Consider the following 23,388-nt stretch of genomic DNA (forward strand, 5'->3'; position numbering starts at 1 on the left):
TCACGCGCGCCGACCTATCGCGTTGCGAAGGGCGGCCAGGGCGGCGGTGGCCGAAAAATGCTCTTCGACGTGTGCCAGGGACCGCTCCGAGAGCAGGGTCCACCGATACGGGTCGCCGGCGAGCGTGCGATAGGCCGCGACGATATCGTCCGGCGTCTCGGCCGTCAGCACATCCACACCATCGGTCAACCGCATCCCCTCCACTGCCATCGGCGTGCCGATCACCGGCAGCCCATGGCTCATCGCCATGTTGATCTTGCCTTTGACGCCGGCGCCGAAGCGTAGCGGTGCGATCGACGCCAGCGCCGACTCCATGAGTGGCGTGAGATCCGGCACGCGGCCGAGCATGGTCAGCCCGGCGGCGGCAAGCGTCCTGCGCTCGCCCTCGGGCACGTCACCCGCGACGAGGATGCGCACGTCCGGCAGCACGCGATGAAGGGCCGGCAAGATGGCGTCGGCCATCCAGCGCATGGCGTCGGCGTTGGGCGGGTGGCCGAAGCCGCCGACGAACAGGAGGTCGCGGCGGCCTTCATGGCCGCGAGTTCGGCCGTGCACCTCGTGGATGTTGGAGAGCAGTTCCACGCGGGCATCCGGCAGCATCCGGGCCAGGAGGCTCCGCTCGTATTCGCTCACCACGAAGGTGGTGTCCGCCGCGGCGATGAGCTTCAGCTCCTGCTCGCGCGTGACCGACGCCTGCCGGGACAGGGCCGCGCTGCCGGCCTGTTCGGCACCGCGTTCTTCCCTCAGGAAATGCAGGTCGACGGTATCGAAGATCAGCTTCGCCCCGGGGGCATGGCGGCGGACGAAAGGCGCGTATTGCGCGGCGACGGTATGCCGCGAAAGGATCGCCGCGCGAAGGCCGGAAGCGTTCCGCGATAGCCACGATGGCACGCCGTCGTTCCACGGCCGTGCGATCACCTCGATGCCCAAACGGCCCAGTTCGCGGATCGCCGCGTCGTCGGCCCGTCCGTCGTCAGGGGCGAACACCACATGCCAGCCATCGTCCACCAACAGGCGCATCATGGAGATCAGGCGAAGCGACCCGGAGTCGCGCGAGGCGTCCGGCGTGGCGACGTCCACGACGAGCACCGTGCCGCGTCGGCGCTGCTCGGCCACGCGGGCGAGAGGGGTGCCGGGAGCGGGCTGGCGGGTGAGCGCCTCACGCCACTTATCGGCGAACTTGGCCAGGTTGATGTCCTGGAAGCGCTTCATGCCGTTCTGCGGAGCGCCCGCCGAGCTGATGCCTTCGGCATGTATCACCACGCTGGTCGGCACGTACCAGACCTCGAGCCCTGCCGCGCGCGCGGCAAACGCGAGATCGGTGTCCTCATAGTATCCGGGCGCGAAGCGCGCATCGAATCCGCCCAGCGCGGCGAACGTCTCACAGCGGATCGCTAGCGACGCGCCCGATACGTAGTCGACCTCGCGCGCATAGCGCACGGTCGGATCGGTGCGCGGCTCGAAGCGTCCGATGGTCCAGGCCGATCCGTCGGCGAACACCCATGCACCGGCTTCCTGCAGGCGTCCATCCGGGTAGACCAACTGGCTTCCGGCGATGCCGCAGTTCGGCCGCAGATCGAAGCAGCGCAGCAGTTCTTCGGTCCAGCCCGGCGTGACCTGGGTGTCGTTGTTGAGAAAGACGACGAATTCACCCCGGGCTTCCGCGGCGCCGCGATTGCAGCTGCCGACGAAGCCGAGGTTTTCCGTGTTACGCAGCAGGCGAAGGCCACGCACTCGCGCGAGCGTATCCGCTGTCTCGTCCGGCGACGCGTCGTCGATCACGATCACCTCGAACGGATCGCTCGGCGGTGCAGCCGCGATGGAGCGCAGGCAGGCGAGCGTATAGGCGAGCTTGCCATGCACGGGGATCACGATCGACACGCGCGGCTGCGCCGACGACGGCAGCTCGAAGGGTTCGAACGGTACGTCGAGCGGCAGCAGCGCCAGCGTGTCGTCGAACGCCGGCCGGCTGGCGAACTCCTGCGAGATCCGCGAGAGCGTGCCGCGCCAACCGCGCAACGCCACGCTGGAGCGCACGCGTTGGGCGATGGACACGAAGCGGCGATAGCGCCAGGTGAGCTTGCCGGTCACGGGATCACAGGTTCTGGTAATTCGGCCCCGAGCCGCCTTCCGGCGTCACCCAGGTGATGATCTGGTACGGATCCTTGATGTCGCACGTCTTGCAGTGCACGCAGTTGGCCGCGTTGATCTGCAGCCGCTTGCCGGCGTCGTCCTGCACGATCTCGTAGACGCCCGCCGGGCAGAAACGCTGGCAGGGGTTGCCGTATTCGGTGGTGCAGCGGTCGATGCAGATGCTGGTGTCGGCCACCTTCAGGTGCACCGGCTGGTCTTCGTCGTGCTCGGTGGCGGCGAAGTAGACCGACGCCAGGCGATCGCGCGGCGCGAGCGTGCGCTCCACGTAATCCTTCTTCGGTGCCTCGAACTGGCCCAGCTTGTGCAGCGACGACCAGTCGGCGTGGTTCTTCAGCGTCCACGGCGACTTGCCGCCGGTGACCGTTTCCCAGGCGGCATTGATCAGGCCCCACCACAGGCCCTTGTTGAAGCCCGGGCGGATGTTGCGCACCTTTTTCAGTTCGGCCATCACGGCCGAGCCGCGCAGCTTCGCGTCCCATCCCGCGCTCTTGAGCGACGAGGCCACCAGGTGCTCGGCGGCGAGCATGCCCGAGGCGATGGCCTGGTGCGTGCCCTTGATCTTCGGCACGTTGACCAGCCCCGCCGAATCGCCGACGAGGATCGCGCCGGGCATCTCCACGTTCGGCAGCGACTGGAAGCCGCCCTCGATGATGGCGCGCGCGCCGGCGGAGACGATGGTGCCGCCCTCGAGCAGGCCCTTCACGTTGGGGTGGTGCTTGAACTGCTGGAACGCCTCGAACGGCGAGAAGTTGGGGTCGGGGTAGTCCAGGCCCACCACGAAGCCCACCGCCACGCGGTCGTTGTCCATGTGGTAGAGGAAGCTGCCGCCGTAGGTGTCGTTGGCGAGCGGCCAGCCCGCGGTGTGCACCACCTTGCCCGGCTCGGCGCGACCCGGCGGAAGCTGCCAGAGTTCCTTGATGCCGATGCCGTACGTTTGCGGATCGCTGTCCTTGTCGAGGTCGAACCGCTTGATGAGCGTCTTGCTGATGTGACCGCGGCAGCCTTCCGCGAGCACGGTCACCTTCGCGCGGATGTCGATGCCTTCGGTATAGCCCGGCTTGTGCGAACCGTCGCGGGCGATGCCCATGTCGCCGATGCGCACGCCGGCGACCGCGCCCGCTTCGTCGAACAGCGCTTCCGCCGCGGCGTAGCCGGGGAAGACGTCCACGCCCAGGGCCTCGGCCTGCGGGGCCAGCCAGGCGCACAGCGCGCCCAGGCTCACGATGACGTTGCCGTGGTTGTTCATCTGCGGCGGCGTCACGGGCAGCTTCGTGCCCGAGGCGTGGTCGCGCAGGATCCAGAACTCGTCGTTGGTGACGGGGACGCAGATCGGTGGCGGGGCGTTGCGCCATTCGGGCAGCAGGCGGTCGAGCGGACCGGTCTCGATCACGGCGCCGGAGAGGATCTGGGCGCCGATGGTGGACGCCTTCTCGATGACGCAGACCGTCAGTTCGGGATTGAGCTGTTTCGTACGGATCGCGAACGACAGGCCGGACGGACCGGCACCGACGACGACGATGTCGTATTCCATGGTTTCGCGTTCGCTCATGGCTGGCTCACTCACACAGGGCTGGCGGAAGGGCGGACGCCTTCCGGCGCACGCATGACCGGGCATTGTCCGATTTCGCTGGCAGACGGGCAAATGCCCGTTTGAAACGACCTTTTTTCCGGAAGAGCGGATGGGGGGGGCTTGCAAGGCTTTCACGTACGACGTTCATAATCGTCCGAAGTGAAAGGAGACTCCATGAATACGATGCCGCCGGTTGCCGACACGGACCTCCGCCGGGCCACCCTGCTGCAGATCCTGCATTGGCTGGCCATCGGCCGGGTCCAGCCCCGGGCCCTTGCCGACGTCTACCAGGACGCCATCGAGCGCCTCAACCCGCGGCTCAACGCCTTCGTGGATTTCAGCGTCTCGCTGATCCAGGAGCAGTCGGCCGCCGCGGATCATCGCCGTCGCGACGGCGTGATCGGTCGCCTCGACGGCATACCCATCGCCCTGAAAGACAACGTCGACGTCGCGGGCGTGCCCACGCGCGCCGGCATGCGGCGTCGCAGCGTGGTGCCGGAGGAAGACGCTCACGTGGTGGCGCGGCTGCGCGCGTCCGGCGCGGTGCTGCTCGGCAAGACCAACATGGACGAAGGCGCGCTCGGCCTCGCCACGAACAACCCGTGGCATGGCGCGACGCACAATCCGCATCGCCTGGGCTATACCGCCGGTGGTTCGTCGGGCGGCGCCGCCGCGGCGGTGGCCTCGGGGATGGCCGTGGCCGCCATCGGTTCGGACAGCCTCGGTTCGATCCGCGTGCCCGCGAGCTATTGCGGCGTCTACGCGTTGAAGCCGACCCACGGCGAGATTTCCGCGCGAGGCCTCGTGCCCGCCGCTCGCCGCCTGGATGCCGTGGGCTTGCTCGCCCGCGGCGTCGACGACCTCACCGTGCTGTTGCAGACCCTCGCCGGCTACGACGCCGACGATGCGCGCTCGCGTCGCCGTCGCGTGGCCTTCTCGCCGCCGGACTGGGAGCCGGGCAACCTGCGCACGGGCGTGCTGCCCGACCTGGCCGCCATCGGCGTCGAGCGCGACGTGATCGACGTCTTCGACGGCGCCCTCGCCCAACTCAAGGGCGAACTGGGCGAACGGCGCACGGTGGATTTCTCCGATTGGGATTTCGCCCGCACGCGCCGCGCGGGCCTGCTCCTGATGGAGTCGGAGATGCTCAACACCTTCGCCGCCGAATTGGCCGACGAAGCCTATCCGGTATCGCCGAGCCTGCGCGGCATGCTCGACTTCGCCACGCGCAAGTCCGCCGCGGACTACGCCGCGGCCGATCTCGTGCTCGACGCGGCCACCCTGAAGATGCGCCGCCTGTTCGCCCAGGTGGACGTGCTGGTGCTGCCCACCACCTCGCAGGGCGCCTTCCCGCTCGATGAACCGGCGCCGTCGTCGCAGGGCGACCTGTGCAGCTTCGCGAGCCTCGCGGGTTGTCCGGCCGTGAGCATCCCCATGGGCACGTTGCCCAACGGCATGCCCATCGGCATGCAGCTCGTCGGCGCGCGTGGCTCCGACCTGCGCCTGTTGGAACTGGCCGCCGTCTGCGCCTCGTCGCTCGACGCCGAACCGAAGTATCCGGTGGAACCCGCCTGATCCGCTGGCGTCGCATCGATCTGCCGGGGGCGGACGTGACGTTCGCGCCCGAGTGGCTGGGCCGGGATGAAGCGGATGCGCTGTTCGAGGCGTTGCACGCGGAGATTCCCTGGGAGGTGCATCGCCTGCGCATGTTCGGCCGTTGGGTGGACGCGCCCCGGCTGAATGCCTGGCTCGGCGATCCGGGCGTGAGTTATCGCTATTCGGGCAATACGTTCGAGCCGCATGCGTGGACCCCCATGCTGCTGGCGCTACGCGACCGCGTGGAGGAGGCGTGCGGCACGCGTTTCAACAGCGTGCTGGCGAACCTCTACCGCGACGGGAGCGACCGCATGGGTTGGCACAGCGACGACGAACGCGAGCTGGGGCCGGAGCCGGTGATCGCGTCGGTGAGCCTGGGCGCGGTGCGCACGTTTCGCTTTCGGGCGAAGGCGGGCGGGGAGCCGGTCGGCATCGAACTGATGCACGGGAGCTTGCTGCGGATGGGGGAGGGTGCGCAGCGGTTGTACAAACATGAGTTGCCTGTGCGGAAGCGGGTGGCGGGAGCGCGGATCAACCTCACCTTTCGCTACATACATCGACCTGGCGGCGAGTCCGTTCGCCGATACGATCGGCTCCCACCCCTTCGGTAGCAAGGTTCGAAAATCTGCCTACCGAAGGGGTGGGAGCCGATCGTATCGGCGAACGGGATTACTTCGTCGCCGGGATGGCCTCGAACGTCCACCCCACCACCTGGCCCGACAACCGGTCCATCGCCCGCCCGAAGGCCTCCACCACCTGCGGCACCTCCTTGCCTTGCACCGGCTCGCGCACTTCGAAGCGTCGGCTGCCCGTGATGTGGTGACGGCTGTCGGAGACCACGGCGTCGTAGCGGATGGTGACCTCCGGTTTGCCCGACACGTAGTCGGCCTGGAACGCGGCGAGGTTGCCGCCCAGTTCGTAGTCGGCCGCGAGGTTGGCCTCGTCGGTGCTCAGGGCGGCGATGCGCCCGCTGTCGCGGAACGCGTCGGCCAGGCGGTCGCGGAACAGGTGCGGCACCGTGTCGCTCCAGCGCGCTCCCGCGTAGACGGTCATCGTGTTCGCCTCGGGCGACACGGCGATGCGTGGGTTGTCGATCGTGCGCGGTGCGCCCGGCGACATCACGCGCAAGCCCCAGCTTACCGATTCCGCCATGCGCGGCCGTGCTCCCGGTGCCGCGGGCAGCGTGTAGGTGCGCGAGGCCTCCTGCTTGGGAAGGATCGAACAGGCCGTCAGCAGGCCGAGCAGCGGCAGGGCGACGAGGGCGCGCTTCATGGGGTGAACTCCTGGTTCTTTTCGCGGCCGAACAGGTAACCGCTGGGATTTTCGTCGAGACGGCGGGTGATCGAGCGCAGCGAGCCGAGCGTGTCGCGCAGTTCGCGCAGCGCCGGGCCCAGGTCGCCGAGGCTGGAGGCGCCGCCGTTGATGGCGTCGGCGTTGTCGTTGAGCACGCGGTCGATGGCGCCCATGGAGTGCTCCAGCGACGCCATGGCGTGCTGCGCGCTTTCCAGCGTGGCCTTGCCCTGGCCTTCGATCAGGCCGTTGGCGTTGTGCACCAGCCGCTGGCTTTCGGTGAGCGTGTCGTTGGCCTGCTTCGTGGCCACGGCGAGCTGCTTGATGAGCGTGCGGATGTCCTCCCGCTCGTCGGCGATCACGCCGGTGGTGCGGTCCAGGTGATCGAGCACGTTCTCGATGCGGTGCACGTTTTCCTTCGAGAGCAGCTTGTTCGCATGCTCCGCCGCCTGGTTGATGTTGGTGAGCAGGTCTTCGCCGTTGGAGAGCAGCCGCGCGAACGGCGACGGGTCGGCGACGATCACCGGCACCTCACCGTCATGCCCGACCAGCAGCGGGCTGCCCGGCGAGCCGCCGGAAAGCTGGATGATGGCCACGCCCGTGACGCCGGTGAGCGCGAGCTTGGCGTGGGTGTCCTTGCGCAGCGGCGTGTCGCCGCTGATGCGCACGCGGGCCAGCACGCGGCGAGGATCTTCCGGATCGAGCTTCAGCTGCATCACGTCGCCCAGGCGGATGCCGTTGTACTGCACGGCGCCGCCGCGCGAGAGCCCGGTCACGGCCTCGTTGAAGACGATGTCGTAGTAGTTCCATTCCTGGTCGGCATGCGCCTTGGCCAGCCATACGCCGAAGAGCAGGCCGCCGAGCACGACGAACAGGGTGAATGCGCCGATCAGGATGTGGTGGGCACGGGTTTCCATGGGATCAGTCCTTGCCTTTTCGGGCGGCGAAGGTGGCGGCGCGGCCACGCGGGCCGTTGAAATACGCCTGCACCCAGGCGTCGTCGGTGCGGGCCACCTCGTCGATGGGGCCGACGGCGAGCACGCGGCGCTGGGACAGCACGGCCACGCGGTCGCAGGTGGAATAGAGCGTATCCAGGTCGTGGGTGACCAGGAACACGGTGAGTCCGAGCGCGTTGCGCAGGGTGACGATGAGGCTGTCGAACGCGGCGGCGCTGATCGGGTCCAGGCCCGCGGTGGGTTCGTCGAGGAAGAGGATTTCCGGATCGAGCGCGAGGGCGCGGGCCAGCGCGGCGCGCTTGATCATGCCGCCGGACAGCTGCGAGGGATACTTGCGGCCGGCATCCACCGGCAATCCGGAGAGCGCCAGCTTCACCCCGGCCAGCCTTTGCGCGTCCACGCGCGGCAGTCGCTCGTGTTCCACCAGGGGCAAGGCCACGTTCTCGGCGACGGTCAGCGAGGAGAACAGGGCGCCGCTCTGGAACAGCACCCCGAAGCGGCGCTCCACCAGCGAGCGGCGGTCGTTGGGCAGGGACAGCAGGTCTTCGCCGAACACGCGCACCTCGCCGGCGGCGGGACGCACGAGGCCGACGATGGTTCGCAGCAACACCGACTTGCCCGTGCCCGAACCGCCCACGATGCCGATGATCTCGCCGCGGCGCACGTCGAGGTCGAGGTTCTCGTGCACGGTCTGCGTGCCGAAGCGGTTGACCAGGCCGCGCACCTGGATGACGTCGCCGGCGATCGGCGTAACGGTGGCGGGGGAGGCGTTCACCAGCCCATCTCCATGTAGAAGAGGGCGGCGACGGCGTCGAGCAGGATCACCACGAAGAGCGACTGCACCACGCTGGAGGTGGTGTGCTCGCCCACCGACTGCGCGCTGCCGGACACCTTGAAGCCCTCCATGCAGCCGATCACCGCGATCATGAAGGCGAACACCGGCGCCTTGGCCACGCCCACCAGGAACTGCCCGATCGACATGTCGGCCTGGAACATCGACAGGAACATCGACGGCGACATCTTCAACGACACGATGCAGACCACGCCGCCGCCGACGATGCCGGCCACCGTCGCCAGGAAGGTGAGCAGAGGCAGGGCGATCAACAGGGCGAGCACGCGCGGCAGCACCAGCAGTTCGATCGGCGACAGGCCCAGCGTGCGGATGGCGTCGATCTCCTCGCGCGCCTTCATCGAGCCGATCTGCGCGGTGAACGCACTGGCCGTGCGGCCGGCCAGAAGGATGGCCGTGAGCAGCACGCCGAATTCGCGCAGGAAGGCGAAGCCGATGAGGTCGACGGTGAACACCGTGGCACCGTAGCTGGCCAGCACGGTCGAGCCGAGGAAGGCCACGACGGCACCGACCATGAAGGACAGCAGGGCGAGGATCGGCACCGCGTCGAGGCCGGTCTGCTCGATGTGGGACACCAGCGGGGTCACGCGCCAGCGACTGGGCCGCCACACGGTGGTGGCGAAACCCTGCAGGGTGATGCCGATGAAGCCGAGCAGCTTGGCCGTCTGTCGCCAGAACGATCCCATGGCCCGGCCGATGCGCTCGAGCATCACCACGAAGCCGGCATCGCGCGGACGCTTGATGCCCTTGCAGTAGGTGTCGATGGCGTCGCCGACGGTCTTCAGCAGGGCTCGCCGCGCCGCCGGCAGCGAGGCGTCCTGCGCCAGGGCCTGGGTGCGCTTGCTGCCCAGCAGCTCGGCGATCACGAAGGCGCCGGACGTGTCCATGGCGCCGAGGCCGTGGATGTCCACGCGCACGTCCTTGCCGAGCGACGGGGCGAGGTCGACGGCCTTGCGATGCAGGTCGACGTAGTGCGGCAGGGTCCAGTCGCCGGACAGCGACAGCCGCTCGCCGTTCGCGTCGCGGGTCAGGGTCGCGGAGCCGGGATGGGTGGAAGTTGCCATGGAGCGAACACTAGCACTCTCCCGTGACATGTTGCGCCCGCGCTTGGCCTTGCGCGCCAACGCCCGGATAATGGTGGGCCAGCTTCCGTCCCGCATTCCCATGAAGGTAAGACCATGACCGACAAGACCGAACTCAATGCCACCCACCGCGAGCTTGGCGCCCGCATGGTCGACTTCGGCGGCTGGGACATGCCGATCGCCTACGGCTCCCAGATCGAGGAGCACCATGCGGTGCGCAAGGACGCCGGCATGTTCGACGTCTCCCACATGACGGTGGTCGACCTCACCGGCGAGCACGCCCGCGGTTTCCTGAAGAAGCTCGTCGCCAACAACGTCGACAAGCTCGCCAAGCCGGGCAAGGCCCTCTACACCTGCATGCTCGACGAGAACGGCGGCGTCATCGACGACCTCATCGTCTATTTCCTGCGCGAGGATTTCTTCCGCCTGGTGGTGAACGCCGCCACGCGCGCGAAGGACCTGGCCTGGATCGAAAAACAGGCCGCGGCCTTCGGCGTCACCGTACGCGAGCGTCCGGAGTTCGGCATGATCGCCGTGCAGGGACCGAACGCGCGCGAGAAGCTCATCGGCCTGCTGCCGTCCGAGGTGCAGGAGAAGGCACGCAAGCTCGGCAAGTTCGCCGCCATCGAGGTCGAGGGTCCCAACGGCATGCCGCTGTTCCTCGCCCGCACCGGCTACACCGGCGAAGACGGCTTCGAGGTGGTGGTGCCGAACACGCGCGTCGTCGAACTGTGGAATCTTCTTAAGGACGCGGGCGTCGCCCCCGCCGGCCTGGGTGCGCGCGACACCCTTCGCCTGGAAGCCGGCATGAACCTCTACGGCCAGGACATGGACGAAACCGTCTCGCCGTGGGAAGCGGCGCTGGCCTGGACCATCTCGCTCGACGATGGCCGGGACTTCATCGGTCGCGCGGCGCTGGAAAAGCACAAGGCCGACGGCGTGAAGCGCGTCATGGTCGGCCTGGTGATGGACGACAAGGGCGTGCTGCGCCACGGGCAGAAGGTGCTCACGGCCAACGGCGAGGGCGAGATCCTTTCCGGCGGTTTCGCTCCGACGCTGGGCAAGTCGATCGCCTTCGCGCGCATCCCCGCCGGCGAGCCGGGCGAGGTCCGCGTCGACATCCGCGGTCGCGAGGTGCCGGTGCGCGTGGTGAAGTTCCCCTTCGTCCGCGACGGCCAGCCGATGCCCGGTATCGTCGACTGAGCGACACATATATATAGAGAAGGTCGCGGATGGCGCCTGTCACGCCATCCGTAGATCGGTACAATTGGCTACCCTTCCAACGCACCCCGTCCCGAGACATCGAGGAGCACCCATGAGCAACGAAATCCCCGGCGATCTGCATTTCCTCAAGTCCCATGAGTGGGTGCGCATCAACGACGACGGCACCGCCACCGTCGGCATCTCCGATCACGCGCAGTCGGCGCTGGGCGACCTGGTCTACGTCGAATTGCCGGAAGTGGGCAGTTCGGTCGAAGCGGGCGAAGGCAAGGGCGTGGCCGTCGTCGAGTCGGTGAAGGCCGCATCGGACATCTACTCGCCGTTGTCGGGCGAAGTCGTGGAGGTGAACGAGAAGCTCTCGGACGCTCCGGAGACGATCAACTCCGATGCCTACGGTGACGGCTGGATCTTCAAGATCAGGTACACGGACAAGTCCGAAATCGACGAGCTCCTGGGTCCCGACGACTACAACGAGCTGGTCGAAAACGAAGACCACTGATCCGACGCGACGCGCCCCAACCGATGCCGGTCGTCCTTCGACCGGCATTTTTTTGTCCGGAACCGAGGTCGGCGGGAAATTTTTTTTGCCCGCCAGTCGAATTCCGTTCATCCCCGAAACGACCCTCGCGCGGTACCCCGACGGCCCGCCGCGGGCTGCTTGCAGGGTTCGCATCGCGCGCATGCGACGTTGCGGATAACGCGCGAAAAACATCTTTATTTAAGGCATTTCTTTCATGGCGAAGGTGTCGAATAAATGATTCGATGGTGTCGCTCATTAGCCTTCGGGGTGATAGCGGCGGTCGTCGAAAAGCTCGAGCGTGGGGTCTGCGGACTTGGATATCCGGCCGCAAGACCTTCAATTTAGAGCCAAAATTTATTGACAGCGGATATGTTCAGGAATAGCTTTTGCGTCAATTGACGGGGAACCCGGAAATGGAAACAGAAACTTTCATCCGACCGTATGTGGAGCATGGTTCGAAAGCGGGAGCGGTTCGCAAGATCACAGTCTCGATTCCGCTGCATGTGCTTCGACTACTTTCCGATGAACGTACTCGCCGACAGGTCAACAATTTGAGGCACGCGACGAACAGCGACCTGCTGGTCGAAGCGTTCCTCCACGCTTTTACTGGGCAACCACTGCCAACTGATGAGGAGCTGAGACGAACCATGGCCACTGCCAAGAAAGCCACTGCCAAGAAGTCGGCCGCCAAAAAGGCGACCCGCAAGTCCACCACCAAGAAGACCGCCGCCCGCAAGTCGCCGGCGAAGAAGGCCTCGACCCGTAAGGTCGCGGCGAAGAAGGCGACCCGCAAGTCGCCGGCTCGCAAGACCGCCGCCAAGAAGGCCACCCGCAAGACGGCTGGCCGCAAGGTTGCCGCCAAGAAGGCGGTGAAGAAGGCTGTCCGCAAGGCTCCGGCCCGCAAGACCGCCGCCAAGAAGGCTACCCGCAAGACCGCTACGCGCAAGGCCGCTGCTCCGCGCAAGGCCGCTGCTCGCAAGACCCGCGTCGCCAAGGCTGCCGCTCCGGCCGCCGCGAAGGTGGCTCGCGCCACCAAGGCCGCCAAGGCCAAGTAAGCGTCACCGCTACATATAAGAAAGTAAGCAAGTGCGAATTCCCTCCCCGCGGTGCCCAGCGCGGGGAGGCATTTCGAAACATTGACCCCGGCCTGTCCGGGGTTATTCATTTCATGGGCCTCGAAAAGGGCGATCTGCGCCGCACCCGGAAAACCTCCTAGCCCCACGCACTGGATTCACACGTCCGTTACGGTTACCTTTCAGCCGTATCGCGCTGCGGTGAACGGGGGGTTCTCCGCCATGCCACATGGGGGAGCGCGCAATGCGAAGAAGGGTCGATACGCATGGTTCCACGTCACCGCCTTTCCGCGCGCCCGCCGATGCGCGGCGCGATCCAGCCCGTCACGCTCGCCGTGGTCGTCATCGTGGCGGCCCTCGCGGTCGCCGCATGGTTCCTGATCATCCGGCCCTACCAGGCGGCGATGTCCACCCAGGACGCCGCGTCCGCCGTCGCGTCGCGCCCGGCGCGCACCCGTGACGCACCGCTGGCGAACGTCGATGCGCTGAGCGTCGACCAGCTGCTCACCGAGGCGCGCACCGCCATGAACGAGCAGCGGCTCGTCGCGCCGAAGGGCAACAACGCGTTCGAGTTCTACATGAAGGTGCTGCAGAAGCAGCCGGGCAATCCGGTGGCCGCGGACGCCTTGCGCGAAACCTTCTCCTACGGCGCGGCCGCCACCGAACAGACGATCAACCAGCGCGACTTCAACGAGGCGCAGCGGGAGATCGACCTGCTGGCCAAGGCCGATCCGGAAAACTACACGCTCACGATCCTGCGCTCGAAACTGGACGCGCAGCGCAAGACCCTCGACCGCGAGCAGCAGCAGGCCGTCGACGCGCAGAAGGCCCAGCAACTCGCCCAGCAGAACGCCGCCAATGCGGCCAGGCAGAGGGCCGAGGAGCAGGCGGCCGAAGCGCAGCGCCAGCAGGCGGCACGCGACCAGGCCGCGCGCGTGGCCCAGCAGCAACAGGCGCCCAAGCCGGCGACGGCGGCCGTGCCCACGCGCCCGGCGGCGACGGAGTCCGAGGCCATCACCGATGCGGTACTGGTCAACCAGGTGAAGCCGCGTTATCCCACGGCGGCGCTGCGTGCGAACCAGGAAGGCTGGGTCGACGTCGAACTCACCGTGGGCACGGACGGCGCGGTCAGCAACGTCACCGTGACCGACGCGCAGCCTCGCCACGTGTTCGATCGTTCGGCGATCGACGCGGTGAGCAAGTGGGAGTTCAAGCCGGCCACGCGCAACGGCGAGCCGATGGCGGTGACGCTGCGGCGGCGGTTGCAGTTCAACCTGGGACGCTGAGGGAAAAGACACTGGGTCCCTGCCTTCGCAGGGACGACGTGAGGGTTATGCGGTTCGAGGCAATCGGTTAGTCCGTCGCTTCTGCGAAGGCAGGAGCCCAGCGTCTTCCGTCCGAGGGCGCGATCGCGTCAAGGCTTTTTCTTCTTGCTCGCCTTTTTGGCGGGCGCCGCCTTGGCCTTCCCCTTGGCCTTCGCCGCCGCCTTCGGTGCCGGCGCGGCCGCCACGTGCGTGGAACCCTCCACGCCCGCCCAATCCACGTGGGGCAATCCGAGCAGGCTGTCGAACACCATCGGCATCAGTCCGGCGGGCATCGGCCCCGTGCCGTTCCACATGCTGACCACGCCGGCGTGGTACTTGGGGAAGAAGCCGATCATCGTGCGGTAACCCGATACGGCGCCCGCGTGATAGACCAGCGTCTCGCCCGAGTAGGTGAACACGCGCCAGCCCAGCGCGTAGTGCGCGTCGGTCACGCGCGCACGGCGCCAGGGCAGCGAACGTTCTTCCGAGGGCGTGGGCACTTCCGGGGCGTGCAGCACGTCGAGCGACGGCGTGGGCAGCACGTCGGGGCGGCCGCCCATCTGCGCGATGAGCCATTGCTCCATGTCGCGCAGGCTGGCGTTGACGCCGGCAGCGGGGGCGACGCGGTAATAGCTGTCGTTGGGCTCGTAGGGAATCCAGTTGTGCGGGCCGCCGCGATGCGGGCGCGCCCAGCTCTTGCTCGCCTCGAGCGCGTCGCGGCCGTAGCTCGCGGTGGTCATGCCCAGGGGCGTGAAGATGCGTCGCTCCACCTGGCGGAAGAAATAATCGCCGGTGGTCGCGTAGATCACGTCGCCGATCATGCTGAAGGCGACGTTCTGGTAGCCGTAGCACGCGCCCACCTTGCAGGCGAGGTCCACCTCGTCGAGCTTGCGCACGAGTTCTTCGTAGGGTGCGTCGGCCTCGAGCAGGTTGTCGTAGGTGTTGCGAGGCAGGCCCAGGCGCTGGCCGAGGATGTCGCGCACCGTGGCCTGTTGCGCGGCCTGGAGATCCTTCAGCTTGAAATACGGGATGGTGTCGACCAGCTTGGTGTCCCAGCTGAGGAACCCGGCGCGGACCAGCACGGCGGTGACGCCGGTGGCGAAGGCCTTGGACAGCGAGGCGAGGCGGAACACCGTCTCGGGCGTGGCCGGCTCTTTCGTCTTCTCGTTGGCGTAACCGAAGGCGCGCTCGTACACGACCTTGTCGTCGACCACGATGGCGGTGACCAGGGCGGGCGCGGCATCGCGGGCCTCCGCCTCGTCGAGCCAGCGCTTGTAGTTCTCGATGGTTTCCTTCACGCGTTCGGCAGGAAGTTTCTGCGCCTGCGGGTCGACGTGCACGACCGGCGGCTTCTGCGGAACGGCGGCGAGGGCGGAGGGCGCGGCCAGGGCGAAGGCCAGTGCGCTGGCAATCAGTGAAACGGAACGGAGCGGCATGCTTATCTCGCGGGAGCCCGGCGTGGGGTCGCGCCATAGGTGTAGGGACCAGTCGATTGTCTGCCAGTTCCGGTCCGGCGACAACGCATGACCGTGTAGGCCCTTGATGACCCTGAACGGCCGCGACGGCATGCTAGGCTCTGCCCGGTCTCCACCGGACATAACCGGCCACCGTGAACGCCCGTCGACCTGCCGCCCTCGGCGAGGGGACCTCCCTCGCGCTTTCGACCATCGCGTTCTTCATCGTGATGACGTCGTATTACGTGATCCGTCCCGTGCGCGACCAGCTCGTGGGCGCCGCCGGATCGTCGTCGCTGCCGATGTTCTACCTGCTGGTCTTCGTCGTGATGCTGGTGCTCATGCCGGTATTCGGCTGGCTGGTGTCGCGCTTTCCCCGACGGCAGGTGCTGACCTGCAGCTACATCTTCTTCGCGGGGTGTCTCGTCGCCTTCATGCCGGCCTTCGCCGCGCAGGATCGCATCGGCGCGGCCACCCTCGGCACGTTCTTCTTCGTCTGGGTCAGCGTGTTCATCCTGTTCGTGACGTCGCTGTTCTGGAGCCTGATGGCCGACGTCTACCGCAGCGCGCAGGCTCGCCTGGTATTTCCGTTCATCGCGTTCGGGGGCATGGCGGGCGCGTTGACGGGTCCCCTGATCACGGCGGCACTGGTGGCGCGGATCGGCGTGCCGCCCTTGCTGCTGGTATCCGCCAGCGGCCTGTTGATCGCGATGGCGCTGCTGCTGGCCGTGTCCTCGAAGGCGGTCGGCAACGACGTGAGCGACGGAGCCCCGATCGGCGGCTCGATCTTCGATGGCCTCAAGGCCGTCCTCTCCCGTCCCTTCCTGCGCAACATGGCGCTGCTGATGCTGCTCAGCGACGGCGTGGCGACCGTCGCCTACGCGCTGATGGCCGACTACACCAAGGGGCACTACGTCGACACCGCCGCCCGCACCGCTTTCTACGCGCGGCTGGACCTGGCCATCAACCTGCTCGGCGCGGTGCTGCAGCTCACCCTCACGCCGCTGATCCTGCGCGGGGCGGGGGCGCTGTGGGCGATGGTGGTGCCGTCCCTGGTGAATTTCGCGCTGCTCGTCGCCCTGGCCATTTACGGCCCCGTCGACATCGCGGCCTTCGGCGGGGTGATCTCGCTCATCACGCTGGTGCAGATCGGCACGCGAGGCCTGGCCTATGGCATGACCAAGCCGGCGAGCGACGCGCTCTACACGCGGATCCCGCGCGACGACCGCTACAAGGGCAAGAACGTGGTGGAGACCACGGTCTGGCGCCTGGGCGACCTGCTGGTGACCAGCGGCATCACCGCGTTGCGCGGCCTCGGCGCCAGCGTGGCGACGCTGGGCCTGATCTGCGCCGCGCTGGCGGGCATCGCGACGATCGTGGCGCGCAACGCGGCCACGTCGCCCGACCTGCTTCCCGAAGACGAGAAGCGTTAGCCCGCGATGTAGCTCTCGAGCTGGTTGATGGTCTGCTTCTGCTCGAAGATCGTCGCCTTCACCAGGTCGCCGATGGATATCATGCCGGTCACGCGGCCGCCGTCGAGCACGGGCAGGTGGCGAATGCGGCTGTCGGTGCACAGGCGCATGCACTCGTCGACGGTGGCATCGGGCGCCACGGTGACGACGCTCACGGTCATGATGTCGGCCACGGGCGTGTCGCGCGACGAGCGGTCCTTGAGGATCACCTTGCGTGCGTAGTCGCGTTCGGAAACGATGCCGACCAGCTCACTGCCCTTCATGACGGCGAGGGCGCCCACGTTCTTCTCGGCCATCAGCCGGATCGCTTCGATGACGGGCGCGTCGGGTGCCACGGCGAACACGCCTCTGCCCTTGGTGTCCAGGAGATGCTTGACCTGCTGCATGCTCGCCTCCACGGGTTTGCGCGGCGCGGGGCCGCCTTCGCTCCAGTCTACGCCGGGCGACGACGGAGGGCGTGGGCGACAGGTGAAAAGTCAGCGCGACCGGCCGCTCGCCGGCGGCGGGCGGTCGAGGTAGCCGGGGCCGCCGAGCTGGCCCATCTGCTGGAGGATCCAGGCCGTGCGCCGCTGAACGTAGGGACTGGGCGCATCGACCCGGTAGCGTCGCGGATTGGGCAGCACGGCGGCCAGGCGAGCGGCCTGCGCGGGGCCGATGCGGGACGGGGGCGCATGAAAGAAGGCGTCGCTCGCGGCACCGACGCCGTACACGCCGTCGCCCAGCTCCACGATGTTCAGGTACACCTCGAGGATCCGCCGTTTCGGCCAGAACGTCTCGATGAGCACCGTGTACCAGGCTTCCAGCCCCTTGCGCACGAAGCTTCGGCCGTTCCACAGGAAGAGGTTCTTGGCCACCTGCTGGCTGATGGTGCTGGCACCGCGCAGGCGCTTGCCTTCGTCGGCGGCGTCGATGGCGTCCTGGATGGCGTCCACGTCGAAGCCGTGGTGGAAGGGAAACTTCTGGTCTTCGCCGGCGACCACGGCGATGCCCACCTGCGGCGAGATGGCGCTCCACGGCACCCAGCGGTGGCGGAAGTCGAAATCCTTCTCGCCGCCCACGAAGGCTTCCACCCGACGCTCCATCATCGTCGCGCTGGTCCAGGGCGGCACGAAGCGCAGCGCGATCACCACCAGGCAGGACAGGGCCAGCCAGGAGACGGCGAGCAACACGAGGAGGCGGAGGATGCGGCGGGGCGTCGGTCTCATGGCGGCGCGGCGAGGGAGGATGGCGCAGTATAGGGCCGGGCTTGTCGCCGTATCAGGATGGCCCCATTTACCGACGGATACGTAGGAGGCTCCCGTGACCGATTCGACCCGTACCACTTCCTCGACCGACGACGTGCTGCATCGCTTCATGCTGGAGAAAGCGGGCGTGCGTGGCGTGTTCGTGCGCCTGGGCACCAGTTGGCGCGAAATCGCCTCGCGGGTCGAATACCCCGATGCCCTGCGCAAAACGCTCGGCCAGGCCGTGGCGGCCAGCGCGCTACTCACGGGCAACATCAAATTCGAGGGGGCGCTGTCGCTGGAGTTCAAGAGCCAGGGCGCCGTGCGGTTGCTGTTTGCCGAGTGCACCGACAAGGGGCGCCTGCGCGGATTGGCGCGTTTCGACGCCGAGACCCTCGGCGACTCGGTCAACCTCGGCGACATGGACGACGAAGTGCTCGCCATCACCGTGGGCAACGCGGAGCGTGGCCGTTACCAGGGCGTGGTCGACCTCACCGACAAGCATTCGATCGAATCGGCCCTCGAGGGCTATTTCGAAAAGTCCGAACAGCTGCCCGCCCGCATCATGCTCGCCGCCGACGGCGAGCGTGCCGTCGGCCTGATGTTGCAGCCGGTGCCGGGCGAGGGCGGGCACGATGCCGCCGAGGAAGACGACGACGCCTGGGATCGCGTCGGCGCGCTCACGTCCACGCTTGACGCGGCCGAAATGCTCGCGACCGATCCGTCGGACCTGCTCTACAAGCTGTACCACGAGGAGACGGTGCGGCTCTACGAGCCCAAGCCCCTGGCTTTCGGCTGCACGTGCTCGCGCGAGCGGGTGGAGAGCATGCTGAAGGCGCTGGGCCACGACGAGGTGAAGGCCACGCTCGACGACCGCGACGGCGAGGTCGAGGTGATCTGCGAGTTCTGCGCCACGCGCTACGTGTTCGACCGGGTGGATGCGGAGCAGCTGTTCGTCGATGGTGACGTGCCGCCGGCGAACCATACGCTTCAGTAATCCCGATTCGCCGATACGATCGGCTCCCACCCTTCGGTAGCGAACTTCCTACCGAAGGGTGGAAGCCGATCGTATCGGCGAAATCAATCTGGCCTCAGGCGTCGAGGGACAACGGCGCCCCCAACCACTTGCTCGCCGGCGCCGGTTGCGCGAACAGGAACCCCTGCCCGAACCGGCAGCCGATGCGGCGCAGCGCGCGCATCTGCGTCTCCGTCTCGATACCTTCGGCGATCACCTGCATGCGCAGGGAGTCGGCCAGCGCCTGGATGGCGCGGACCACCGCCGTGCTGTGCGCTTCGTTGTCCTCGGCCGGAAGGTCGATGACGAACGAGCGGTCGATCTTCAGCGTTTCGATCGGGTACTGGTGCAGGTAGCTCAGCGACGAATAGCCCGTGCCGAAGTCGTCCAGCGCGATGCCGACGCCGTGCGCACGCAGGTTTTCGAGGATGCGCTTGACCTGCGCGGGGTTCTCCAGCAGCGCCCGTTCGGTCACCTCCACGCGAATGCACTTGGCCGGCACCTTGTGCTGCGCGAGCAGGTCGAGCAGGCGCTGGTCGAGGTCGGGTGAGCGGAAATGGCTGCCGGACACGTTGATGCTGACGAAGCCCTCGTCGCGGGTGAGCGCGCGCGCCTGGCGGACCACCTGCTGGAAGATCTGCCAGTCGATGGCTTCCGAGCAGCCGGTATCCTCGGCCACGGCGAGGAAGTCGCCCGGCGGCAGGAGGCCGCGCTCCGGATGGCGCCATCGCAGCAGCGCCTCGTAGCCGACCACGCGGCTGTCTTCGAGGTGCACGATGGGCTGGTAGAACGGCACGAACTCGTGGCGCGTGAGCGCGCGGCGCAGGTCGCCTTCCAGTTCGAGCAGCGACAGGGCTTCGCGGCGCAGGCGGTCGTCGAACACCGCGGCGCGGTGGCGGCCTTCGTCCTTGGCGCGGTACATCGCCGAGTCGGCGTCGCGGAGCAGTTCTTCCGGGCGCGTGTATTCGGGCGTGGGCAGGGCGATGCCGATCGAGGCGGAGGTGAAGATCTCCTTCGCGCCCAGCCGGAACGGCGTCTGCAGTTGCGCGATGATGCGTTCGGCGATGTGCGTGGCGGCCTGCGGGTCGGTGATGCCTTCCACCAGCACGGCGAATTCGTCGCCGCCCAGGCGCGCGACCACGTCGCGCGTCTTCAGGCAGGCACGCACGCGGCCGCCCACCTGGAAGAGCAGGTCGTCGCCGACGAGATGGCCCACCGAATCGTTGATGACCTTGAAGCGGTCGAGGTCGATGAACAGCACCGCGAAGAGTTCGCCCGGGTTTTCGCGGTAGTGGTTCAGCGCCTGCTCGAGGCGCTGCAACAGCAGCGTGCGGTTGGGCAGGCCGGTGAGCGAGTCGTGAAGGGTTTCGTACTTGAGCCGGCGCTCGACGCGTTCGCGTTCGGCGATCTGCTCGCGCAGGTCGCGGTTGGCCAGGGCCAGCGCGCGCGTGCGTTCGGTCACCCGGCGCTCGAGGCTGGCATAGGCCTGCTTGAGCGATTCGGTGGTGTATTTGCGCTGCAGCGCGTTGGCGATGTGGTAGCTCACGAAGGTGAGCAGTTCCTGGTCGCGCGCGCTGTAGGTGTGCTCGGGCGAGTAGCTCTGCACGGCGAGCACGCCCATGGATTTTTCGTTCCAGATGAGCGGCACGCCCAGCCAGTGCAGCGATCTGGCACCCGTGGTGGACAGCACCTGGTCGCGGTTGAGGCGGTCGATCTCGGAACGGTCGGCGAGCAGGGCCTTGCCGTTGCGCAGCACGTATTCGGTGAGGCCCCGGCCCAGTTCGCGCGGTTCGCGCACGCCGTCGAGTTCGTCGACCGAGTACGGGAAGGTGAGCTTGGACTGGTCTTCGGAAAGCAGCGCGATATAGAAGTTGCGCGCATAGAGAAGGCCGCCGATCACGCGATGCACGGCGGCGTAGAAGTTTTCGATGCTGTCGGAGGTATTGGCCAGCTCGGCGATGCGGAACAACGCCGCCTGCAGGCGCTCGCCACGCTGGCGCTGCAACACCTGCTGGCGCAGCACGCGGTTGGCCTCGCGCAGCGCCGCGGTGCGGGTGGTGACGCGGCGTTCGAGTTCTTCGTGCGCCTGGCGGCGCTCGAGCGCGGTCTGCACGTGCTGGGCCACGTAGGTCAGCAGTTCGCGGTCGTTGGGCGTGTAGCGGGTGTCGGCACGATAGCTCTGCACCACCAGCGCACCCACCACGTCGTCGCCGCGCTTCATCGGCACGCCGAGCCAGTCGTCCGAGGGGGGACCGATGTCCACGCGCGGGCCGGGCAGGCTCTTCTCCAGCTCGGCACTGGCGCCCATCAGCGACTTGCCGCTCTGGAGGATGTGCCAGGTGAGGGTGTTCTCGATGGCCTCGATGGGCCGGATGGACTCCGGGTCGGGCGGATCGGTGTCGACCGAATCGACGAAATAGGGAAAACGCACCGTGCGGCTCTGCGCGTCGTACAGCACGATGTAGAAATTCTCGGCGTACATGAGACTGCCCACGATGCCGTGCAGGGCGGTCATCATGTCGCGCATGTTGTGCTCGGCGCCGGCCTGTTCGGCGATGGCGTAGAGCGCGCGCTGCAGGCGCTCGGCCAGGGCCAGGCGCGAGATGGCCTCGTAGAGGTTGGCGGTTTCGGCCAGTTGGCGCAGGCGGGCACCGGCCAGGCGGCCCAGCCAGTCGAACATGTCGGCCAGGAAGGCACTTTCGTCCGCCCCGGGGGTCAATACCAGCGATCGTTCGGTACGGGGATCGACGCCCAGTTCGATGGCGGGCTGTTCGGATGGCGGCATACCCGCCTCCTGCCACTCGACCCGGGCGTCGGGGCGCAGGCAGCGGGCGAAGGCCAGGCACTCGTCGCGGACGGCCTCGGGATCGGCGGCGCGCAACAGGCGCTCGACGGCGTCGTGCAGCGGCGCGGATTCGCCTGGACCGGGCGCCTGCAAAGCCGGGCTTTGGGATGGAGCGATGGTCATCGCCTGGATGGATTCCGGTCTTGGTCGGATCAGTCTATATGTGTTGGGGGCGGTCGCGCGATGGGCGCCGCCCCCGCAGTCTCAATGCCCTTGCGCCTGGACGCGGAGGCTCCCCTGACGGTCATGAACGGCAGATATCGTCAATTCTGAAGACCCCCGATGGGGTGTTAGTAAAAAGTAAAACGAGATACACTGACAACCGTCCCGTCGACGGCTCGCGGCGGGGTTCGGGGATACGAGCCGCCTTCCGATCAATGGTTTCCATGCGTCGTACCTTGCTCTCCATGCTTTTGCTGATGCCGCTCGCCGCGGCAGGGCATGGCGTGTCCGAGGGCCTGGAAGGCACCGGGGCCATCCTGTACGCCGACCCGGCGCCGGTCGAAGGTGCCGATCCGCAAAGCGCGCTGCCGATGTGGCGCACGCCGGACGGTCGCACGCTGTCGGTTCGCTACAACGACCGTGCCGATCCCACCCAGCCGCTGGCTCCGCGCCCGTTGGGCGCCAGCCCTTACGTGTCCAGCGGTCTGCAGTACGACCTCGGCCCGCGCCTGCAGGCGCATGCCTCGGTGAGCGGCCAGGGTTGGATCAATTCCGCCGAATCCTGCGGTGCGTCCGCTACCTCGCATGGCGACCGTTGCACGTCGCCCGGCGCACCGCCGCGCATCGTCGGCAGCGAAGTCGGCGCCACCTGGCGCGGCTCCGGTTACAGCGTCGGCCTGGGCGTGGGTTCCACGCGCCCTTCGGGCAACAGTCCCGCGTTGCCTCGCGTGTTGCCGGGCATGGCGTCCACCATGTCGGGCCTGCCGTTCGGTTCGCTGTCGTCGAGCACCGAGCTCAATGCGCACGGCCGCCTCGACCTCGATGGCCGCAGCGGCCTGGATCTCGGCGCCAGCATCGGTCGCATCCGCCTGTTGCCGGGTAACCTGCTGGGCATCGGTTCGGTCGACCAGAAAGCGCTGAGCCTGGGTGTCGATCGCGGTCCGCTGTACGGCACCATCACCGGTCGCACCATGCAGCCGGAAGCCGGCGTGGCCAACGGTCTGAACACCGATCGCCGTTGGAGCGCGATCGACCTGGGCGTTACCTTCCGCCTGCCGTGGCGGGGTGAACTGTCGGTGGGTGCGCAGAACGTCTGGTCGTCGGGTACCACGCCGAACAATCCCGCGCTGCCCGAACCGGATCAATCCCGTACGCCGTACGTGCAGTACCACCAGGATCTATAAAAAAGGCCGCGAAGATCGCGGCCTTTTCGTTCCAGGATTCGCCGATACGATCGGCTCCCACCCCTTCGGTAGGCAGACCGTCGAATCCCTGCTGCTTCGGAGGCCGGTGCATCCTAGAACGCCGTACGTGCAGTACCACCAGGATCTATAAAAAAGGCCGCGAAGATCGCGGCCTTTTCGTTCCAGGATTCGCCGATACGATCGGCTCCCACCCCTTCGGTAGGCAGACCGTCGAATCCCTGCTGCTTCGGAGGCCGGTGCATCCTAGAACGCCGTACGTGCAGTACCACCAGGATCTATGAAAAAGGCCGCGAAGATCGCGGCCTTTTCGTTCCAGGATTCGCCGATACGATCGGCTCCCACCCCTTCGGTAGGCAGACCGTCGAATCCCTGCTGCTTCGGAGGCCGGTGCATCCT

19 protein-coding genes are annotated in these 23,388 nt (G+C 67.4%); 9 read left to right on the forward strand and 10 right to left on the reverse strand.

Going from position 1 to position 23,388, the window contains the following annotated elements; genetic code table 11:
• Both L2Y94_RS04065 and L2Y94_RS04070 read right to left on the reverse strand, forming a co-directional pair.
• Entirely contained in the window at positions 1–2,091 is a 2,091-nt protein-coding gene (locus tag L2Y94_RS04065; protein WP_247373278.1) for a glycosyltransferase, read from the reverse strand.
• Between the two features lie 4 nt (positions 2,092–2,095).
• The gene (locus L2Y94_RS04070) at positions 2,096–3,703 is read right to left on the reverse strand and encodes an electron transfer flavoprotein-ubiquinone oxidoreductase (RefSeq protein ID WP_247373279.1); all 1,608 of its coding nucleotides are present in this window, start codon (positions 3,701–3,703) and stop codon (positions 2,096–2,098) included.
• 195 nt (positions 3,704–3,898) lie between these two features.
• On the opposite strand from L2Y94_RS04070, the gene L2Y94_RS04075 reads away from it, so the two are divergent.
• Positions 3,899–5,299, forward strand: coding sequence for an amidase (locus tag L2Y94_RS04075; RefSeq protein WP_247373280.1), 1,401 nt, complete (start codon positions 3,899–3,901; stop codon positions 5,297–5,299).
• 35 nt (positions 5,300–5,334) lie between these two features.
• Positions 5,335–5,931: an alpha-ketoglutarate-dependent dioxygenase AlkB family protein gene (locus L2Y94_RS04080; protein WP_247373281.1), complete on the forward strand. Its 597-nt coding sequence runs from the start codon at positions 5,335–5,337 to the stop codon at positions 5,929–5,931.
• 58 nt (positions 5,932–5,989) lie between these two features.
• Here the strand turns inward: L2Y94_RS04080 and L2Y94_RS04085 are convergent, their stop codons facing one another.
• Genes L2Y94_RS04085 through L2Y94_RS04100 form a run of 4 tightly spaced genes read right to left on the reverse strand, consistent with a single transcriptional unit; the run spans position 5,990 to position 9,480 of the window.
• The gene (locus L2Y94_RS04085; RefSeq protein WP_247373282.1) at positions 5,990–6,592 is read right to left on the reverse strand and encodes an ABC-type transport auxiliary lipoprotein family protein; all 603 of its coding nucleotides are present in this window, start codon (positions 6,590–6,592) and stop codon (positions 5,990–5,992) included.
• Complete coding sequence (locus L2Y94_RS04090) at positions 6,589–7,527, reverse strand: MlaD family protein (RefSeq protein WP_247373283.1); 939 nt, start codon at positions 7,525–7,527, stop codon at positions 6,589–6,591. Before L2Y94_RS04090 ends, L2Y94_RS04085 begins: the two co-directional genes overlap by 4 nt.
• A 4-nt stretch (positions 7,528–7,531) precedes the next feature.
• Positions 7,532–8,344 (reverse strand): ABC transporter ATP-binding protein, encoded by an 813-nt coding sequence (locus tag L2Y94_RS04095; protein WP_425602456.1) that lies wholly within the window; start codon positions 8,342–8,344, stop codon positions 7,532–7,534.
• Entirely contained in the window at positions 8,338–9,480 is a 1,143-nt protein-coding gene (locus L2Y94_RS04100; protein ID WP_247373285.1) for an ABC transporter permease, read from the reverse strand. Before L2Y94_RS04100 ends, L2Y94_RS04095 begins: the two co-directional genes overlap by 7 nt.
• 114 nt (positions 9,481–9,594) lie before the next feature.
• Here L2Y94_RS04100 and gcvT point away from each other — a divergent pair, with 114 nt between their 5' ends.
• The 4 genes from gcvT (at position 9,595) to L2Y94_RS04120 (ending at position 13,598) form a co-directional block, all read left to right on the forward strand.
• A complete protein-coding gene (gene gcvT, locus L2Y94_RS04105) occupies positions 9,595–10,701 on the forward strand; it encodes a glycine cleavage system aminomethyltransferase GcvT (protein WP_247373286.1) in 1,107 nt (368 codons plus the stop codon).
• 112 nt (positions 10,702–10,813) lie between these two features.
• Positions 10,814–11,218: a glycine cleavage system protein GcvH gene (gcvH, locus tag L2Y94_RS04110; RefSeq protein WP_144914742.1), complete on the forward strand. Its 405-nt coding sequence runs from the start codon at positions 10,814–10,816 to the stop codon at positions 11,216–11,218.
• Positions 11,219–11,652: 434 nt separating this feature from the next.
• Positions 11,653–12,294 (forward strand): met regulon transcriptional regulator MetJ, encoded by a 642-nt coding sequence (gene metJ, locus L2Y94_RS21335; protein ID WP_345780014.1) that lies wholly within the window; start codon positions 11,653–11,655, stop codon positions 12,292–12,294.
• 284 nt (positions 12,295–12,578) lie between these two features.
• Entirely contained in the window at positions 12,579–13,598 is a 1,020-nt protein-coding gene (locus L2Y94_RS04120) for an energy transducer TonB (RefSeq protein WP_247373288.1), read from the forward strand.
• 128 nt (positions 13,599–13,726) lie between these two features.
• Here the strand turns inward: L2Y94_RS04120 and L2Y94_RS04125 are convergent, their stop codons facing one another.
• Positions 13,727–15,052 carry a serine hydrolase domain-containing protein gene (locus L2Y94_RS04125; protein ID WP_247373289.1) on the reverse strand — a complete coding sequence of 442 codons (1,326 nt, stop codon included), beginning with the start codon at positions 15,050–15,052 and terminating at the stop codon, positions 13,727–13,729.
• A gap of 173 nt (positions 15,053–15,225) precedes the next feature.
• On the opposite strand from L2Y94_RS04125, the gene L2Y94_RS04130 reads away from it, so the two are divergent.
• Positions 15,226–16,503, forward strand: coding sequence for an NTP/NDP exchange transporter (locus L2Y94_RS04130; RefSeq protein ID WP_345780015.1), 1,278 nt, complete (start codon positions 15,226–15,228; stop codon positions 16,501–16,503).
• Here L2Y94_RS04130 and L2Y94_RS04135 read toward each other — a convergent pair.
• A complete protein-coding gene (locus tag L2Y94_RS04135) occupies positions 16,500–16,928 on the reverse strand; it encodes a CBS domain-containing protein (RefSeq protein WP_247373290.1) in 429 nt (142 codons plus the stop codon). The two genes, L2Y94_RS04130 and L2Y94_RS04135, sit on opposite strands and share 4 nt — an antisense overlap.
• A 90-nt stretch (positions 16,929–17,018) precedes the next feature.
• Positions 17,019–17,747: a monofunctional biosynthetic peptidoglycan transglycosylase gene (gene mtgA / locus L2Y94_RS04140; protein ID WP_247373291.1), complete on the reverse strand. Its 729-nt coding sequence runs from the start codon at positions 17,745–17,747 to the stop codon at positions 17,019–17,021.
• Between the two features lie 148 nt (positions 17,748–17,895).
• Between mtgA and hslO the strand changes: the two genes are divergently transcribed.
• Positions 17,896–18,762: an Hsp33 family molecular chaperone HslO gene (hslO, locus tag L2Y94_RS04145; protein ID WP_247375117.1), complete on the forward strand. Its 867-nt coding sequence runs from the start codon at positions 17,896–17,898 to the stop codon at positions 18,760–18,762.
• A gap of 94 nt (positions 18,763–18,856) precedes the next feature.
• Here hslO and L2Y94_RS04150 read toward each other — a convergent pair whose 3' ends face one another.
• A complete protein-coding gene (locus L2Y94_RS04150; protein WP_247373292.1) occupies positions 18,857–21,748 on the reverse strand; it encodes a bifunctional diguanylate cyclase/phosphodiesterase in 2,892 nt (963 codons plus the stop codon).
• A gap of 263 nt (positions 21,749–22,011) precedes the next feature.
• Here L2Y94_RS04150 and L2Y94_RS04155 point away from each other — a divergent pair, with 263 nt between their 5' ends.
• Entirely contained in the window at positions 22,012–22,971 is a 960-nt protein-coding gene (locus L2Y94_RS04155) for a hypothetical protein (protein ID WP_247373293.1), read from the forward strand.
• Positions 22,972–23,388: the final 417 nt, after the last annotated feature.

The organism is Luteibacter aegosomatis (genome assembly GCF_023078455.1).
GTDB classification, from domain to species: Bacteria; Pseudomonadota; Gammaproteobacteria; order Xanthomonadales; family Rhodanobacteraceae; genus Luteibacter; species Luteibacter aegosomatis.